The organism is Catenulispora pinistramenti (assembly GCF_018274385.1).
Classification (GTDB): Bacteria; Actinomycetota; Actinomycetes; order Streptomycetales; family Catenulisporaceae; genus Catenulispora; species Catenulispora pinistramenti.
The window spans coordinates 20,628-36,901 of sequence record NZ_JAAFYZ010000018.1 but is presented as its reverse complement, the minus strand read 5'-3'; the positions used below and the strand labels follow the sequence as shown (position 1 = coordinate 36,901).

The window sequence follows — 16,274 nt, the reverse complement described above, 5'->3', positions numbered from 1 at the left end:
GGGAGTGAGTATGCGACTTCGGATCTTCACCGAACCGCACCGGGGTGCCGACTACTCGACGTTGCTGACCCTGGCCAAGGCAGCCGAAGCCCTCGGCTTCGACGGGTTCTTCCGCTCGGACCACTACCTGAGCAGCGGACCGGTCAGAGAGCTGCCCGGCCCGACCGACGCCTGGATCACGTTGGCCGGCCTGGCCCGCGAGACCGAGCGCATCCGGCTCGGGACCCTGGTGAGCCCCGCCACGTTCCGCTTCCCGGGCCCGCTGGCGGTCAGCGTGGCCCAGGTCGACCAGATGAGCGGCGGCCGCATCGAATTCGGCTTCGGTGCCGGATGGTTCGACGGGGAGCACGCCGCCTACGGCATCCCGTTTCCCGAGCTGCGCGAACGGTTCGAGCGCTATGAGGAGCAGCTGGAGATCATCACCGGCCTGTGGGAGACGCCCGAGGGCGAGCGGTACTCCTTCGCCGGCAAGCACTACACCGTGACCGACTCGCCCGCGCTGCCCAAGCCGGCGCAGCGGCCCCGGCCGCCGCTGCTGGTCGGCGGCTTCGGCACCAAGCGCACGCCGCGGCTGGCGGCACGTTTCGCCGACGAGTTCAACGTGCCGTTCTGCGACGTCCCGGAGACGGCTGAGGCGTTCGGCCGGGTCCGGAAGGCCTGCGCCGCCGCCGGTCGCGAGCCGGCCTCGATGGTGTACTCGGCGGCGCAGGTCGTGTGCTGCGGGCGGGACGAGGCCGAACTGGCCAGGCGGGCAGCGGCGATCGGACACCAGCCGGCGGACCTGCGCCGCCGGGGACTGGCCGGAACGCCCGTCGAGATCGCCGAGCGGATCGCCGAGTTCGCCGGGATCGGTACCGACACGATCTACCTGCAGGTGCTCGACCTGAGCGACATCGATCACCTGGAGCTCCTCGCGGAGCTGCTGCCGCTCACGAGCCGGATGTCATAGCGGGCGCGCCCACCATGTCAGGGAGCTGTCTGTGCTCGGCCCGCGCCGTACAAGGCGCCGGGCCGGATGCCGCCATGGGACGGTCGGGGTCCTCGGCGAACCTGCCCAGGACGAGCATCAGCGTCTCCCCGAATTCGCGGACAAGGCTCCGCGGATACAGCTGATCCGGCACGACCATGTTCACGACGAGCTCGTTGTCGTCGTCTGCGATGAAGACCATGAGGTTGGACACGTTGGGATCGCCGCCCAGCTCCTGCTCGACGAAGGTCGCCGTCGCCGCGCCCATGGTCCGCGAGGACACACCCGTTTTCGTGTAGTTGCACCACAACCACGGCACGGCGTTCATGTCGGCTCTCGCCTCGGCGACGTCCGTCGGTCGGCTCTGCTCTTCCTGGGCCGCGCGCAGGGTGGAGCCGATCATCGCCCTGGACGGGGTGCCGCCGTCGTCCTGGGAGAACGCCATGACCGCCTTGCGGGGCATCTCCAATTCACTCGCCCTCGCCTGGCTGTCGGCCGCCATGGCCGCGACCTCGGCCAGGGTCAGGCGACACGGGCATGACGCCCCCGACGGTCGCACCCTGATGACGGTCGGCTCGGCGAAGTCGTTGACGATGCGCATCTCGCCGGCGCCGTTGCGCCGGGAGCGCGGATTGATCAGACAGATGTCCTGCAAGCCGCTCACGATGTGCGCGGCGAGGTACATGGCGCCGAGCACGACGGACAACGGCGACAACCCGAGCCGCCGGTACGTCGCCTTGAGTTTCGCAACAGTCTGAGCCGGAACGACGAAGTTCGTCAGGGTGGTGGGGCTCGGGACGGTCGGTCCGTAGTCGCGGCCGCCGAACGGCCCGAGCAGGTCGAACGCCGGCGGCTCGGGGTACCCCGCGAAGTACTCCCGCCACTTGGCAGCCAGGGTCGGCCAGCCGGCGGCACCGTACCGTTCCTTCTCAACCAAAGCGGCGTGCACCGACGTCAGCTGCTCGGAGGGATCGCAGGGACGTCCCTCGACCTTGGCGGAGTAGATCTGAGCCAGGTCCTCGTACAGCACCCCGAGGGACTCCGCGTCGCTCACCAGGTGGTCGATCACGAGGACCGCGAAGGTGAGGTCCGGCCGGACAGCCGCCACGGCACCCAGGATGACCGGCGTGGTGTCGTAGGCCAGCCCCGCCTGCGCGACCTCGCCGATGTGCTCCCAGATCCGCGCCAAGGCCTCCTGCCGCGAGAACGCGGTGAGGTCCATTCTCTCCGGCTTCCAGGTGTCCGCGAAGTCGGTCCGGGTCGGGGCCACCTCTCCGTGCGCGTCGATGAAGCCGGTGGTCAAGACGTCGTGCCGGCGCACGAGATCGACCAGGGACTGGCTGAGCAGGTCGTGGTCGACGTCGCCGCTGATCTCCAGGACCAGCGGGACCGGCTTGGCGCTGGCGACGCCCTGCGCCTTGATCTGCCTCCTGATCCGGGCCAACTGGAGTTCCTGCTTCGCGGTCAGGACACTGTCCTGGATCGCGTCGGCTTGCTCGGCCCGGCCCGATGTGAACAGTGCGAGCTGCTCTCCGAACGTCCGGCAGGCGATGAGCTCGGACAGACGTGCTTGGAAGCCCTTCTCGAGCAGCTTGGCCAGCAGCAGCATGGAGGTGACCGACGTGCCGCCTTCGGAGTAGAAGTTGCTGGCCGGTGTCACGCCGTCGATGTCCAGTAGCTCGTGCCAGGCCTCGGACAGGATGACCCGGACGTCGTCGGGCCCTGAGTCCCCGGTGATCTCGCGGATCCCGCCGGACTCGTCGGGTTCGGAATCGAGCCTGGTCAACGTTCTCGCACCTCGTTCTTCTCAGTCGGTCGTACAGAGGTCAGGCGGACCAGTAGGTCTGCGCACGCCGGTCGCGCCGCCGCGACAGCGGGTCGTGGATGAGCCGGCTCGCCCAGCCGACAGGGGTGGCCACCAGGAAATAGGCGACGGAAAGCAGGAGTTTGCTCATCGTTTTCACAGCCTCGCGGTTCGTGAGCCGGCAGGACACTCAGTCCAGGGGGATCTCCGTACGCCAGTCACCCTCCTCGGTCCACGCGGGCTGCTCGCTCTTGTGCAGGAGGAAGTTCCCCATGGCCAGCATGTCGATGTTGGTCCGCATGAAGCAGGTGTAGGCGTCGTGCGGCGAGTTCACGATCGGCTCGCCGCGGACGTTGAACGAGGTGTTGACCAGTACCGGGCAGCCGGTACGGGCTTTGAAGGCGGACAGCAGTTCGTGGTAGCCGGGATTGCCGACCGCGGACACCGTCTGCACCCGCGCCGAACAGTCGACGTGCGTCACGGCGGGAATGGTGGAGCGCTGCACGTGGAGCAGGTCGATACCGGTGGCGCCGCTGTCGGTCACCGGCAGTTGCTGGGCCGCGGCCACCTGCGCCACCAGAAGCATGTACGGGCTCTCCTGGGAGAGGTCGAAGTAGTCCTTGGCGTCCTGGGCCAGCACCGCCGGCGCGAACGGACGGAACGATTCACGGAACTTGGTCTTGAGATTGATCGCCGACTGCATCGCCGGATCGCGCGGATCGCCCAGGATGGAACGGGCGCCGAGGGCACGGGGGCCGAACTCCATGCGATTCTGGAACCAGCCGATGATCTTCCCGTCGGCCAGTGCGGCCGCGACCTCGCCGGCCAGGTCCGCCGGATCGAGGCGGTGGTGCGGGATCCCGCGGCTTCGCAGGTAGTCGGCGATCTGCGCGTCGCTGAAGGCGGGACCGAGCAACGCGCCGGACATGGCGTCCTGCCCGGTGCCGACGTGGTCGCGTCCGGCTCCGCGCTCCATCGCCACGGCCAGAGCGGCCCCCAACGCGCCCCCGGCGTCGCCGGCGGCGGGCTGGATCCACAGTTCGTCGAAGATCCCGCTGTCGACGATCTTCCCGTTGGCGACACAGTTCAGCGCCACGCCGCCGGCCAGACAGAGCGTGGATTCCCCGGTGCGCTCCCGCGCGGTGCGGGCAAGGCCCAGCATGACCTCTTCGGTGACCTGCTGAACGGACGCCGCCAGGTCGAATTCGCGCTCTGTCAGCGGTCCCTCCGCCTCGCGACGCGGTCCGTCGAAGAGCTTCTCGAACGCCCGACCGGTCATCACGTGCCCGCGCAGGTATTCGAAGTAGCGCATGTCCAGGTGGAACGAACCGTCCGGCTTGATGTCGATCAGCCGTTCCCTGATGAGGTCCGCATAGCGGGGCTCGCCGTATGGGGCCAGGCCCATGAGCTTGTACTCGCCGGAGTCGACCTTGAAGCCGCAGAAGTAGGTGAAGGCGGAGTACAGCAGACCGAGCGAGTGCGGGAAGCGGATCTCGGCCAGCGACGTGAGCTCGCTGCCCCGGCCGTGCCACAACGTCGTCGTGGCCCACTCCCCCACGCCGTCCACACACAGCACGGCGGCAGACTGATAAGGGCTGGGGAAGAAGGCCGAGGCCGCGTGGGACTCGTGATGCCGCCGGGCCACGATGGCCGGCACCGCTCCCCGGTCCAGGGACTCCAGTTCCCGCCGGACGACCTCAAGCGTGCGCAGCTTGCCGCCCTTGCCCAGCCAGCGCGGCACTGTATCGCTGAAGGAGGAGACGCTGGTGGGTGCGGCACCCACCAGCGTGGCGAGCACTCTGCGGAACTTCAGTCGCGGGTCCTCGTAGTAGGCGACCGCGGAGACGTCCTCGAGCGAGGCGCCCAGTTCGTCCAGGCAGTAGCCGACAGCCTGCGCGGGGAACGACGAGTCGTGCCGCTTCCTGCTGAAACGCTCCTCCTGCGCCGCCGCGGCCGGGACTCCGTCGCGCACGATCGCCGCCGCACTGTCGTGGTAGTAGGCCGAGATCCCGAGAACCAGCTCAGACACCGAAGTACTCCTCCCCTGCCGATGTGACCGCCTTCGTATGCCGCCACCGGCGCTCCGCGCGGTGACCGGCCCTGCGGGCCAGGAATCCGCGGGGCGGATTGAGCGACCGGTACCCGGACCGCACCCGTTCCCAGACCTCGGAACGCCCGTCCGGCCCGGAGGAATCCGGCAGGCCCGCCATCAGGGTGTCGACCGCGTCGGTCGCCCACGCGGAATGCCCGGTCGCGACGTTGTCGATGGTGTTGTGGATGTCCACGAAGCGGGTGTCGAAGCCGTACTCGCGCAGCGCCATCGCCGCCCTGCGGTAGGTGCCGCCCACGCCGGACAGTTCCATGGCCAGATTGAGGCCGAGCACCTCGGGCAGGAACGTCCGCGGAAACCGCCCGATGCACAGCCAATAGACGGGCAGCTCGAAGGATGTGTCGCGAAAGCCGGGCCACCCGGCGAACTCCCGCGACGCCGTGGGCGGCAGGTCGACGTCCATCCCCTTCAGGACCTCACGGTAGATCAGGGGATGGTTGAGCTTGGGCTCCCCGTTGCCGAGCTCGTCCCAGTAGGTCTCGAACAGCGAGTGGCCGATGCCCGAAGACGCGAGCTCGTAGTCGGTGAAGCCCTGGAGCCAGCTTCCGTCGATCAACGTGAGCGGAGCCGTCTGCACGGCGTCGTCCACCACGGCCTGCCGCGACGGCAGCTCGGTTTCCGCGCTCAAAGCGAACTGCTCGGCGTGTCCGTCGTGCTGCGCCTGGAGCCAGGGACGCAAGCCCTCGGGTTTCCACCGCTGCGGCAGCGACACGGACTCAGGGCCCATGCGATGCCGCGTCCGGCCCAGCCATCCCATGACGTAGCGCAGGCTCCAATCGCGCAGGTCGGCGCTGGCGGTGCGCATCATCAGCAGGTGATAGGCCTCACGCAGGTCCCTCGGACCGGTTCCGGTCACCGGCGCGGAGGTCAGCAGATACGGAAGCCGCGCCAGCCGGTCCGGTTCGGCCGCTCGGCCCGGAACGGGCCGTGAACCGGTCGGCTCCCCGTCGCGGGCGGCCCTGCCCGGGCCGGTCTCGGCCCCGAGAGAGTCGATCCACCGGCTGATGATGCCGAGGTCGTCCGGAGAGAAGACCCTGAACATCGGGCCGCGTTCGCCGACCAGACTGTTGATCAGAGGGCTGATGCCCGATCGTCCCGGCTTTATCAGCCTGCTGCGCGCCAGGACTTCGAGGAATGGGTACGGATCACGCAGGCAGTCCTTCAGCCATGCCGCCACCGGCCGCTCTTCGAGCATCACCTGTCCGTGATACACAGAGCCTTCCCTGGCCCGGAGCATCATCAGCTGCGCCATGTCGTAGGCGGGATCCAGCGCGGCGGACAGCTCGTCGTGCAACGCCTCAGCCTGGCCGCGCAGTGCGCTCAGCGCCCAGGCGAAGCCCGCGTACACCCGGTCCTGCGACTCCGGGCCGGCCTGGATGAGGGCATCGGCGATGGCAGCACACTGAGCGGTCGGCGAAGGGCCGTCGCCTCGGGTCCCCGAGTAGTCGATCGCCTCCCAGTCGGCCCGCGCCTCAGGTCCGACAAGGACGAGCGGCGGCGGAAACGCCACCGCACGCAGGCAGAGATCCGCACCGATGAGTTCGGCACAGAAATCGCCGGGGCGCCGGCTCATCACCAAGAGCAAGGCCGGAAGGCGGAACGCCTCGTCACTGATGCGCGGATCGGTGGCCAGCCGAGCCAGGGGGACCGCGTTCTCCGACAGCCGCAGCTGCCGCAGCAGACCGAGGTAGGCGCTCCCCCGGGCGGCACCCGGGTGACCGACGCCGATGTCGGACGCGTAGAGCGCGAGGGCCCGCAGGAACAGCGGATCGTCCCCGGATCCCGGGCTGGTCAGCCATTGCAGCCAGGCCCCGGATGCGAGTCCGAGCGGAGCCCACCCGAGGGCAGCCCGGCGGGCGAGGAGCCGGCGGCCCTCGCTGTCGGCGTTCTTCCCCAAAGCCGCGAAGTGCTCCGCCGAGCTCGCGGACCAGTCCGCGGCCTGCCGGACCAACGTATCAAGCTGCTGTTCACCGCCGAACGCGGACCGCGACACCTCAGCGCGGACCACGTCGACCAACTCGCCGGCGGGAACGAACGCCTCCGGGTCGGCCACGCGGGCGTAGATCCTCCGGAAGGCCGAACCGCCACCATCGCCCGGCGTGGACGCGGCGGACGCTCGCACGCCAACAGACATCGCGTTCTTGGGCATCGCCACTCCCGTCATGGACCAAGGACACGCACTTCGCGGAACTCGACTGTGCGTTCATTCGGGATGAAGGCCTAAGCGAGCTCGAGCGCCTCCGCCGTGATCCTGGCGACGAGGTCGTGACCGGCATCGTTGTAGTGGACGCGGTCGACGAACAGCCAATCCTGATCGGCGATCGCCGCGGCCACGACCGGGTTCAGGTCGAAGAAGCGGACACCCTGCTGCTCGCAGCCGACGCGGAGTGACTTGGCGTACGCCTCCACGAACTCCTGGGTGGCGATGTCCCCGTACACGTCGTCCCAGGGACCCAACTCGGCCATCCGGTCGTTCTCCTCGAACAGCGTCTTCTCCTGCGGCGCGGGACGCTTACCCATCCATCGCGACATCGGCTGGAGAACATAGGAGATTCGCGTGTCCGGCCCGGCCATGCGGCGCCAGAGGTCGAGCTGGCGGATCGTCATCTCAGCGGCGCTGTCGATCACCGTGGGCATGTCGCGGCGCACATCGTCGAGCGTGGAGACAGTGGGTCTGCCGCCGTCGGACCCCGATCGGCGGCCGAAGAGCCTGGACCCGCCGCGGCTCTGTTCCCGCAGCTCCTCCATCTTCGTGAAGTAGTCGCCGCAGAAGAAGAACGCGCCGTGGTCGCCCTGCTGCCATTCGGGCAGCCTGGCCACCACCACGGCGTTGATCCCCGAGAAGATGACGATCTCATCGATGTCGCCGAGCAGGTGGCGGTACAGCGTGAGCAGCAGCACCTCTTGCGTCGGGGTGAAGCAGTAGCTGCCGAAATTCAGCCACGGCCTCGAGGGCGCGTACTTGCTCCACAACAACGAGGACAGCGTGTGCGAGTCACTGCTCGCGCCCACGCCCAGCGCGGTGGAACCGCCCGCGAGGATGCGGACCGGCCCCGGCGGGAGCGGACCCGCGGCCGACGCGGTGGCCCCGCCGGGTCCGGTGCTTATCCTGAAGCCGGACCGGTCGGTGTTGACCGCCTGGGTCGCGAAGTCGGTGCGGTGGAAGAACATGAGATAGGGCAGGTAATTGCGCTGACCAGGGTCCTTCATGTCGTCGTAGTCCCGCATCTGCGGGGTCAGCTCGTATCGCTTGAGTTTCACGGGTTCCCGTTTCGCCGGCTGTTCGGATCGTGGGGATGCAAGTGCGGGCATGGCGAGGACACCGATGTCCTCGCCGAATCGAGGACCTCGGCGAGGACTCAGCGCGCTTCGACCGAGTCGGCCGCGCCTTCCCAGGGCACGTCGTTCAGCACGTCGTTCATGCCGATCAGGCCGAACAGGTCGCTCAAGGAGGCCAGCGAGTACTCGATCGGGGCCGTCGAGTCGTGCTTGGCGATGGACGCCAGCACCTCGGTGACCGCCTTGACGGAGACCCGGATCGCGTGGTTGGCGTAGATGATGCCGCGGATGCCCATGTCGCCCAGCTCCGTCGCGGTGGTGCCCGCGTACGTGGTGGGTACGCACAGCACGGGCACATTCCGGCCCGTGGCCTGCCAGCGCCGGCAGAACTCCCGGATCTCGCCGGCGTCCGAGAGCCGGCTGTGAATGAGCACCGCGTCCGCGCCCGCGTCGTGGTAGAGCTCGGCACGCGAGAGCGCGTCGTCCATACCGGCCCCGGCGATGAGTGACTCCAGCCGCGCGACGACGACGAAATCGGTGTCGCACTGGGCCGCCTTCGCGGTCGCGATCTTCTGGGCGAACGCCCGCGGCTCCTCCAAGTGCTGGCCGCCGCGGAAGCTGTTGCGCTTGGGATACTGCTTGTCCTCGATGCAGACCGCGTCGATCCCGGCCGCCTCGTAGAGCCGCACCATCCGGCGTACGACGTTGACGTCTCCGAATCCGGCGTCCACGTCGGCGATGATCGGCAGCGTGCACGCGGCGCGCATCTGCGCGGCGGCGTTGACGAACTCGGTCATCGTCAGCAGGCCGGCATCGGGGACCAGGTAGGACGAGGAGATACCGAGGCCGCCGGCCCAGATGGCCTCGAATCCGGCGTTCTCGGCGAGCTTCGCGGTCAGCCCGTCATGCGCTCCCATGATCCGGAAGTGGCTCGGTCCGCTCAGCATGTGACGAAGTGTGTTGCCCACAGTCTTGTGCTCTCCCCGTAGTCGGCTCGGATGACATCGCACCGGTCATCGCGCCCTGCGAACAGGAGGGTGAGCCGGCCGACTCGTGCTCGGTCGGCCCCCGCCGGCGAGGGCTGTACGTACGGACGAACTCCGCAAACGTGTACGAACACAGATACTCTCAGCATCGCAGGACATCGTCAAGACCATTCTCAGACCTCTGACATACACTGGCTGTTCACCTGGACTCGCCAGCGCCCGCCGGTCCTGGGGCCGCGGTGTAGACGAACCCTGATTTGCCCCGGCCATGACCGGCTGAAACCAGAACCCGCCGGCGGAATATGCGGAACTATGCAAAGACTTTGACGCAGCTTGCGTTGACAAGGACGCTATGCGCGATAATCATTCGACCATGGCCACAGGTGAGACACCATCTCCGCCAGGGGCGCGGCCTGCGCGTCCGGACTTCAAACACTTCGACGGCGACGCAGCCCTTTATGACTCTTCCAAACCCGTATATCCCGACGCCCTGATCACGCGTATCGTCACCGCGATGCGGGGACGCGAAGTCTTGAATGCCGGGTGCGGCACCGGCATCGAGGCCCGCCAGTTCCAGGCACACGGATGTGCCGTCCTCGGCGTCGACCCCGACGCCGGATTGGCGCGGTTCGCCCGCGGCACCGGCGTGCCCGTCGAAGTCTCGGCCTTCGAGACGTGGGAGCCCGCGGACCGGGCGTTCGACGCGGTCGTCGCCGGGACGGCCTGGCACTGGATAGACCCGGCCGCCGGCGTGGCGAAAGCCGCTCAGGCACTCAGACCGGGGGGTCTGCTCGCACCGTTCCACCACGCGATGCACACACCGCCGCAGTTGGCCGACGCCATCGGGGAAGGCCTTCCGGCCTGGACGACGCGTTCCGCGGCGGCCTACCAAAAGGTGGCGCCGCACTCCACGCTCGACGGCGAGGGCCGGCGCAAGCCGTCCACGGAGCTGTACCAACCGCTGTTCGACGGCATCGCCGACGGGATCCGCCAGGCCGGCGGGTTCGACGAACCCGAACAGTGGCGCTTCGAGTGGGAGCAGCGGTACTCGCGCGAGGAGTGGCTGGATCTGCTGCCCACCTTCGGTGCCGTCGCGAAGCTTCCGCCCGAGGAACTGGCGAAGGCCTTGGACGCGGTGGGCACCGTCATCGACACGATGGGAGGCGGTTTCAGCATGCCCTACACCACCGTCGCCGTTGTGGCGGTACGGAGAGATTCTGATTGAGAAAGCCGAACAACCCAGGGTTGCCATGGGGGCGGCACAGAGATTCCTCCACATTTTCAGGGAACCTCGATCGACCGGCAAAAGGGGAAAGTATGAGCTACGGTTCGGCCACCGATTTCGCCAAATTCGAGACGATTCTCGACGCCGACGCTCTGCGCGGCGTCGCCGCGTCGACCGCCGAGACCTGCGGGGACCAAGTACAGCAGATGCTTGACAACGCCCAGGTGGCCGACCGACTGCGCACCGACGGCCTGGTGGTGCTTTCCGGGCTGGACGCGCTGCCTTCGCAGGACTGGTCACGGGTCTTCCTCGCGATCTGTGGCGCCCTGGGCAAGCTCCTGCCGCAGGGGGCAAAAGACAGCGGCCAGGTCGTCAGAGAGGTCCGCTACCGCCGGGGCAGCCTCGAGGAGAGGACCGTCCGGTACTCCGACAGCCGCTCGGGCGGCAGCTACCACAGCGACGGCGTCCCCGTCCCCGGTCCGCTCCCCGACGTGTTGGCGCTGCTGTGCGTGCGGCCCGCGCCCCGCGGCGGCGAGCTGGTCTTCGTGGACTCGACCTGCGCACTGGAGGTCGCCACGCACCGAATGCCCGGGCTGCCGGCCGCCCTCGGCCGCGACTTCCACTTCGACCAGCGGCGCGAGGACGACCCCACGGCGACGGTGGTCCGCCGGATCGTCGAGCGGCATGAGGGCGAGGACCGGCTTGTCTACTTGCGGGACTACGTGGAGTCCGGCCACCGGATCGCCGGCGTCCGCCCGCTCGCCGCGGACGAGATCGAGGCCATGGACGTCCTCGATGAAGCGCTCGCCGACGAGGGGCTGCACATCGAGGGCAGGCTGGCGCCGGGGCAGATCGCGATCAACGACAACCACCGGTTCGTCCACGGGCGGCATGAGTTCCCCGACGAGCAGGACGAGCAGGGCGGCCGGTTGATGCTCCGCTGCTGGATCAGGACATCGACGGGCCAGTGAGGACGTCCGCCTGACGCGGCGCCGGTGGGACAACGCCGGCGCCGGCGCGGCGTTCAGGACACCAGGTGCGCGCGCTCGGCAAGACGGAGCGCGCGCCCGGCGTGGTGCAGATCGTCCTCGTCGTGCGGCACGTCGAGAATCAGGGCACTGATCCCGAGTCGCAGGTACCGGCCGAACAGCTGCGCCACCTCCTGGTAACTGCCGACCAGGTAAGGGCAGAACGTCTTGTACGCGCGGAACGGGTAGAGCCAGTAGCCCTCACGCGGCGCGGAGGAGCGCTGGGCCTCGGCGGAGAGCTTGCGGTGCCAGGCCGACTCCACCGCGTCGGCGGCCAGGTCGTGCAGCTGTTCGCCCAGCTGGTCGTCGGGAAAGCGGCCGTGGGCGACCCGCCAGGCCTGCTCGGTGCTCTCGCGGGCGATGATGCCGAGCCTGATGCCGTTGCCGCGCAGGACGTCGGGCGCCTGGGCATAGTCGGCGATGAACCGCGGGTAGAACAGCCGGGCCGCGCCCAGCAGCCGCGCCGCCTCGATGCAGGCCTCTGATGAGCCCGACAGGTAGGTACGCGGGGTCAGATCGCCGGGCAGTGGGATCGTCAGCCGCGCCGTCTTCAGATCGTAGAACTCGCCTTGATGAGTGAGCGCGGGGCGGCCGGCCAGCAACTGCCCGATGATCCGGCCGTACTCGAGCAGCCGCAGGTAACGCCCGTCGTGGTCGAGCGTGTCGCCCAGCTCGTACATGTGCCGGGCGAAACCGCCGGTGACCAGGTTGAGGTCGACTTGCCGGCCGTACTGGAAGCCGAGCGAGCTGACCGCCCGCGCCACGTCGAACGGATGGCGGAACAGCGGCTGTACCGCGACCAGCGGCACGATCGACTCGGTGTGCTCGATCATGAGCTGCGCGACCTGCCACGGGTCGACAAGCGTGTTGTCCGTGTAGACGAGCAGCCCGCGGTAGCCGGCCGCCTCGGTCCACCGGGCCGCGTCGACGGCCAGTCGACGGAACCGGCTCCCGGACACCCCGTCGCAGGACGGAGCGGTCGTGTAGACGGTCAGCACGACGTCAGGCCGCCTTCGGTGCGCGAAGTCGGCACACCGGGTCAGAACATCGGATAGATCGAGGCGTCATTCTTTCGTTTACCGCGCTTCTTACGGCGAAAGACGCGGACGATCCGGCGCATGAAAGCCATGCTGGATACCCCCTTGAACAGTGGTTCACAGGTACGTTTCGCCGGTCGGCGATTACCTCCCCCATGATGATCAGACGCATCGCATTCGTATCACTGTGCCACGGCGGGCCATGGTCGGCAAGCACCGTGTCGTAGGGCCCTGATAGACAAGCATGGACACTGATTCACTGTCAGGGCTCGAAGATACCGCGATCGATCACCGTGCGTCACCGCAGGTCCAGCCCGATTGGTCTCGTATCATGAGATGCCAGATGACTCGCGGGTAGCGCATCAGTGAACTGTCGCTTATGGTGCCGGGATGGGGACAAGCCAGAACGACTCGTTTGTTGATGCCGACGGCGCCTTCCAGCGAACGCCGAGACTGGCTTTCTGAAGACCGCTCTTTCGCGCAGGTCTTCAATTCACCTCCGAACGGCTCGATTCCGTGCTGTGGCGCACGTTCTCATCGCCGATCCGCGGGACCGGCGACCCGAGCCGGACGGCCCGAACCCCGATATCCGCATCAACGTCCTCGGCGATGTCCCGCCGGTGGTGGGCTGAGCCTGTGCGCCCAGCCGAACCCACCCGCACACCACACGCCGACAACGGCTGGAAGGGACCCTAGTGTGACGATCAGCGCACAAGGCATGGTGGAAACGCTGACAGCCCACGGCTATCAGCTGGCCACCGGCGTGCCTTGCTCGTACTTCGCCGGGCCGCTGCGGCTGCTGGAGCAGGGAGCCGGGCCGCCGTACGTCGCCGCGGCGAACGAGGGAGGCGCCGTCGCGATCGCCGCCGGCGCGCAGTTGGGCGGACACCGGCCGGTGGTACTGGCGCAGAACTCCGGCTTCGGCAACATGATCAACCCGCTCACTTCGCTGGTCCTGCCCTACGGCATCGCGATGACCGTGATGGTCAGCATGCGCGGCTGGCCGACCGCGAGCGCCGGCGAGCCTCAGCACCGCTGGATGGGTCAGGTGGTGCCGGGCTGGCTGGACTCGATGGGCATCGCGCACTGGATGCTCACCGCGGACGGGCCGGCACTGGAGGAGCTATTGCTGCGGGCGCAGCCTGTCCTGGACGCCGGGCTGCCGGCGTTCGTCCTGGTCGCGAAGGGCGCCATCGCGGACGACGCGCCGGCCGGGAAGCCGGCGGCACCCCCGGCCGAACTGCCGACCCGGGACGACGTGGTGTCGGCGGTCCTCCAGGAGGCGGGCGACGCGCACCTGCTGAGCACGACCGGCTACCTGTCGCGCAGCCTGTTCAACCTGGGCGACAGCGACCGGAACTTCTATATGCAGGGCTCGATGGGCCACGTCGCGAGCGTGGCGCTGGGAGCCGCGCTGGCGAACCCGCGGCGGCGGTTCGTCGTCCTGGACGGCGACGGCGCCGTGTTGATGCACGCGGGCTCCCTGGCGACGATCGGCGATCTGGCCCCGGCCAATCTGACGCACGTCGTCTTCGACAACGGCGTCTACGACTCGACCGGCGGACAGCGGACCGGCGGGCAGCAGACCGACTTCGCCGGGATGGCGCTGGCGTGCGGCTATCGCCGGGCGTGGCGCGTCGATTCCACGGACGAGCTGCGCTCGGCCCTGCGTACGGCCCTCACGAACGACGGACCTTGCGCCATCGTGGTGCGCTGCGCGTCCGGCGCGCCCACGGGCGAGCGGGCGTCGAACTCGGTGAGCGTCCAGGAGCTGAGCGACCGCTTCAGGAAGAGCCTCGCGACAGCTCCTGTCGCCGAGGCCGGCGACGGGAGCGCGTCATGAACCCGCACGTACGCATCGGCCCTGGCGTGCTGGACCAACTGCCCGAAGTACTCGGCACAGCCCGCCGGGTGCTCGTCGTCCACGGCCGCAGATCCTTCCGGGCCGGCGCCGCCGCGGCGGTGGTCGACCGCATCGACGCGGAGGTCCGCTGCTTCGCCGGCGTGCGCCCGAATCCGGCCGTGGCCCAGGTCTGTGACGCGGTGGCGCTGGCCCGGGAGTACTCCCCCGACGCCGTGCTCGGCATCGGCGGCGGCAGCGCGATGGACGTCGCCAAATGCGTCGCGGTACTGGCCGCGGGCACCGACGACCCGGCAACGTATCTGCTCGGCCCCCGCCCGATACCGGACAGCAGATCCGCCCTGCTGATCCAGATCCCGACGATATCCGGCTCCGGCAGCGAACTCACCTGCTTCGCGACGGTCTACAGCGGCCACCGCAAGCTGTCGCTCGACCACCCGAGCGCCCAGGCGGACCACGTCCTCATCGATCCGGACCTGGCCGCCACGGTGCCGACCCGCACCGCCGCCGCGAGCGCCCTGGACGCCCTGGCGCAAGCGGTCGAGTCGGCGTGGGCGGTCCGCGCCACCGCCGAGTCTCGGGACACGGCGGTCCGCGCGCTGCGGACGCTCACCCCGGTCCTGGACGCCGCGACGAGCCGCGGGGACTTCGCCGATCCGCACCTGCGCACCGAACTGGCCCGCGGTGCCGCACTGGCCGGCGCCGCGATCAACACCTCCCGCACCACCGCCGCGCACGCGCTGTCCTACGCCCTGACCGCGCGCTACGGCATCGCCCACGGCGCGGCCGTGGGCCTGCACCTGCGATGGCTGATCGGGCACAACGCGGCGGCGACCGACGCCGACGTCCGCCATCCCGACGGCCCCGAGGCGCTGCGGTCCATCATCGGCGACCTGCAGCAGATCTGTCTGGACGGCACCGGCGCGCGGCTCGAGACGCTGATCGACCGCCTGCTCGACCTGCACGGCCTGGGCGACTTCCACGTTCCACACCGTGACTGGCAGGACGACCTGTCCGGCAGCAGAGCGGAGAACAACCCGCGTTCGGTGAGTTCGCAGGACGTCCTGGCCGGTACCGCCACAGCCGCGAAACGGACCAGGTCGACGGTGATCGCAGATGCCTGACACAAGGCGGCCGGCCGCGTCGAACGGAAAGCCGGGGTGCTCCGATGCCTGAGTCATCGCGAACGGCGACGGTCGCCGTCCTGGACTATCCCGGACCCTCCATGCCCGCCCGGACCAAGTCCATCCTCCTGGGCGACGACCGCTTCAGCTGTACGTATCCGCTGGATCTGCACCTGCCGCACACGACGAGCCTGCCCGAATACGCCGCCGCCGTCGTAGAGCACATCGGCGACCGCCCGGACGTGGTCGTGGCCTACTGCGCGGCGGCGCCGATCGCCCGCGAGGCGGCCCGCCGGTTCGCGATGACGCCGCGGCTGGTACTGGTCAATCCGGAAGTGCCCGACGCGGACCGCGTGGTGCGGGAGCTGGCATCCTTCCTCGCCGGAGACGCCCGGCCGACCGAATCCGAGGACCGGCAAGCGGCCGCGGCCTGGCTGGCCGACGGCGCCGACCCCGACCGCCTGCAGCAGATCCTCGGAGATCAGCATCTCGCCCGGCTGGAGGACCAGTTCGGCGGCCCGCAGCCACACCTGCGACCGATCGCGCTCCAACTCGCCTCGATGCAGGTCGCCTGGATCCATCACCTGGCCGCCGGATCCGGCGGACCGACCGACGACGCCGCCAGCATCGCCATCGCCGACGAATACCACCTGGTGTCCGCGGATCACCCGTGCAGGCCGGACTGCACGGCGCGCCACGAGGTGTTCGGCGAGTCGGCGGAGGAGATCTTCTCAGGCCGGCGCCTGGCCGACGCCGTCGCCGCCGCCGGTTCCCGGTCGGTGCCGGATCGGGGCTGATCCGCGCTGATCCACGCTGATCCACGCTGATCGGCTCCCGCCACGGAAATGTGGCG

Annotated in this window: 13 protein-coding genes; 6 read left to right on the top strand and 7 right to left on the bottom strand. The window is 69.0% G+C overall.

All coding sequences use genetic code 11. From position 1 onward, the window contains the following. Positions 1–10 precede the first annotated feature (10 nt). Positions 11–949 carry an LLM class F420-dependent oxidoreductase gene (locus KGQ19_RS07960; RefSeq protein ID WP_212008443.1) on the top strand — a complete coding sequence of 313 codons (939 nt, stop codon included), beginning with the start codon at positions 11–13 and terminating at the stop codon, positions 947–949. On the opposite strand, the gene KGQ19_RS07955 is transcribed toward KGQ19_RS07960, so the two are convergent. From KGQ19_RS07955 to KGQ19_RS07935, 6 genes are all read right to left on the bottom strand, one after another. Further along, positions 930–2,753 (bottom strand): condensation domain-containing protein, encoded by a 1,824-nt coding sequence (locus KGQ19_RS07955; protein ID WP_212008442.1) that lies wholly within the window; start codon positions 2,751–2,753, stop codon positions 930–932. The two genes, KGQ19_RS07960 and KGQ19_RS07955, sit on opposite strands and share 20 nt — an antisense overlap. A 40-nt stretch (positions 2,754–2,793) precedes the next feature. Continuing rightward, on the bottom strand, positions 2,794–2,922 hold the full coding sequence (locus tag KGQ19_RS50925; protein WP_268907745.1) for a hypothetical protein: 129 nt from the start codon (positions 2,920–2,922) through the stop codon (positions 2,794–2,796). 39 nt (positions 2,923–2,961) lie between these two features. After that, the gene (locus KGQ19_RS07950) at positions 2,962–4,800 is read right to left on the bottom strand and encodes a carbamoyltransferase family protein (RefSeq protein WP_212008441.1); all 1,839 of its coding nucleotides are present in this window, start codon (positions 4,798–4,800) and stop codon (positions 2,962–2,964) included. Further along, positions 4,793–7,030: an iron-containing redox enzyme family protein gene (locus KGQ19_RS07945; RefSeq protein WP_212008440.1), complete on the bottom strand. Its 2,238-nt coding sequence runs from the start codon at positions 7,028–7,030 to the stop codon at positions 4,793–4,795. The genes KGQ19_RS07950 and KGQ19_RS07945 overlap by 8 nt, the downstream gene beginning before the upstream one ends. Before the next feature lie 71 nt (positions 7,031–7,101). Then, positions 7,102–8,142 carry an SGNH/GDSL hydrolase family protein gene (locus tag KGQ19_RS07940; protein ID WP_212008439.1) on the bottom strand — a complete coding sequence of 347 codons (1,041 nt, stop codon included), beginning with the start codon at positions 8,140–8,142 and terminating at the stop codon, positions 7,102–7,104. A gap of 98 nt (positions 8,143–8,240) precedes the next feature. Further along, positions 8,241–9,107 (bottom strand): isocitrate lyase/phosphoenolpyruvate mutase family protein, encoded by an 867-nt coding sequence (locus KGQ19_RS07935; RefSeq protein ID WP_212008438.1) that lies wholly within the window; start codon positions 9,105–9,107, stop codon positions 8,241–8,243. Positions 9,108–9,519: 412 nt separating this feature from the next. Between KGQ19_RS07935 and KGQ19_RS07930 the strand changes: the two genes are divergently transcribed. Together KGQ19_RS07930 and KGQ19_RS07925 are read left to right on the top strand one after the other, a co-directional pair. Beyond that, complete coding sequence (locus KGQ19_RS07930) at positions 9,520–10,371, top strand: class I SAM-dependent methyltransferase (RefSeq protein ID WP_268907744.1); 852 nt, start codon at positions 9,520–9,522, stop codon at positions 10,369–10,371. Positions 10,372–10,463: 92 nt separating this feature from the next. After that, positions 10,464–11,342 (top strand): TauD/TfdA family dioxygenase, encoded by an 879-nt coding sequence (locus KGQ19_RS07925; protein WP_212008436.1) that lies wholly within the window; start codon positions 10,464–10,466, stop codon positions 11,340–11,342. A gap of 53 nt (positions 11,343–11,395) precedes the next feature. Here the strand turns inward: KGQ19_RS07925 and KGQ19_RS07920 are convergent, their stop codons facing one another. Next, a complete protein-coding gene (locus KGQ19_RS07920) occupies positions 11,396–12,397 on the bottom strand; it encodes an LLM class flavin-dependent oxidoreductase (protein ID WP_212008435.1) in 1,002 nt (333 codons plus the stop codon). A 736-nt stretch (positions 12,398–13,133) separates the two neighbouring features. Between KGQ19_RS07920 and aepY the strand changes: the two genes are divergently transcribed. Genes aepY through KGQ19_RS07905 form a run of 3 tightly spaced genes read left to right on the top strand, consistent with a single transcriptional unit; the run spans position 13,134 to position 16,218 of the window. Continuing rightward, positions 13,134–14,279, top strand: a complete 1,146-nt coding sequence (gene aepY, locus KGQ19_RS07915) for a phosphonopyruvate decarboxylase (protein ID WP_212008434.1) — start codon at positions 13,134–13,136, stop codon at positions 14,277–14,279. Further along, positions 14,276–15,421, top strand: a complete 1,146-nt coding sequence (locus KGQ19_RS07910) for an iron-containing alcohol dehydrogenase (RefSeq protein WP_212008433.1) — start codon at positions 14,276–14,278, stop codon at positions 15,419–15,421. The genes aepY and KGQ19_RS07910 overlap by 4 nt, the downstream gene beginning before the upstream one ends. Before the next feature lie 44 nt (positions 15,422–15,465). Further along, positions 15,466–16,218: a hypothetical protein gene (locus KGQ19_RS07905; RefSeq protein WP_212008432.1), complete on the top strand. Its 753-nt coding sequence runs from the start codon at positions 15,466–15,468 to the stop codon at positions 16,216–16,218. Positions 16,219–16,274 lie beyond the last annotated feature (56 nt).